The 1,148-nt window shown below is 67.0% G+C and carries 2 protein-coding genes; both read left to right on the top strand.

Going from position 1 to position 1,148, the window contains the following annotated elements; genetic code table 11:
* The first annotated feature begins 78 nt into the window (after nt 1-78).
* On the top strand, nt 79-648 hold the full coding sequence (gene gmhB, locus AC1DYI_RS36410) for a D-glycero-beta-D-manno-heptose 1,7-bisphosphate 7-phosphatase (RefSeq protein WP_477208950.1): 570 nt from the start codon (nt 79-81) through the stop codon (nt 646-648).
* A gap of 38 nt (nt 649-686) precedes the next feature.
* A partial coding sequence (locus AC1DYI_RS36405) for a class I SAM-dependent methyltransferase (protein WP_477208949.1) occupies nt 687-1,148 on the top strand: 462 nt, incomplete at its 3' end.

The raw sequence follows: 1,148 nt of genomic DNA, 5'->3' as shown, positions 1-1,148 counted from the left end.
GCCCTGGGCCAACCATGCCGCGAGCATCGTGGTCGGCAAGTTCGGCACCGCCAGCGTCAGCTACGACGAGTGGGCGCAGTGAGCGCGCTGCGCCCGGCAGCCTTCCTGGACCGTGACGGCGTCATCAACGTCGAGCGCGACTACGTCTACCGGATCGAGGACTTCGAGCTGCTGCCCKGCGTGGTCGATGCCCTGGCCCTGCTACAACGCACGGGCCACGCGCTGGTCGTGATCACCAACCAGGGCGGCATCGGACTGGGCCTGTACACCGAGGCCGACATGCAGCGCCTGCACACGCACTTGCGCGGCCTGCTGGCCGAAGCCGGCGTTCAACTGGATGGCATTTACCACTGCCCCCACCACCCGCGCAGCCCGGATCCAGCAATGCGTGGGCCCTGCGAATGCCGCAAGCCGGCGCCTGGCATGCTGCTTCAAGCGGCGCACGATCTACAGCTGGACTTGCCGCGTTCGTTCCTGGTCGGCGACAAGGCTGGTGACGTGGCTGCGGGCCGCGCCGCCGGTGTCGGCCAAAACTTTCTGGTGCGCAGCGGGCATGCCTTGAGCGACGCCGACATCGCCCAGGCCGACGCGGTCCACGACGACTTGCTCGAGCTGGTGCAACTCCGCCTCGCACCGCCGCAGGCCTGAGTCGGCTCCTTCCCAAAATCACACGGACACGGACGACGATGCAGGTCGATGCTTCTCACTACCAGTTCGAGCGTTATGTCGACATCCGCCGCTGGTGCAGCTACTGGCACCAATTGCGCGAGGTGCTGGCGCTGAAGCCAGCCTCGGTGCTCGAGGTCGGTGTCGGCACCGGCATCAACAGCATGCTGCTGCGCACGCTCGGCTGCGAAACAGCGACGATGGACATCGACCCGGCGCTCAAACCCACCCACGTGGGCAGCGTCACCGCGATCCCGCTGCCAGACGCCAGCTACGACGTGGTTGCCGCTTTTCAGGTGCTCGAGCACCTGCCGTATGAAGACTTCCGCACCGCGGCGTCCGAGCTGCGTCGCGTCGCGTCGAGCCACGTGGTGCTGTCACTGCCCGATGCGCACAAGATGCTGACGTTCGTGCTGCCGCTGCCTTTCGGTGGCGAGCGCCGATTCCAGATCCCAAAGCCGCGCTGGCGTGCCCGCGTGCAC

It is taken from the genome of Ideonella sp. P3_A4 (genome assembly GCF_056403075.1).
This window is presented reverse-complemented; position numbering and strand designations above follow the sequence as displayed.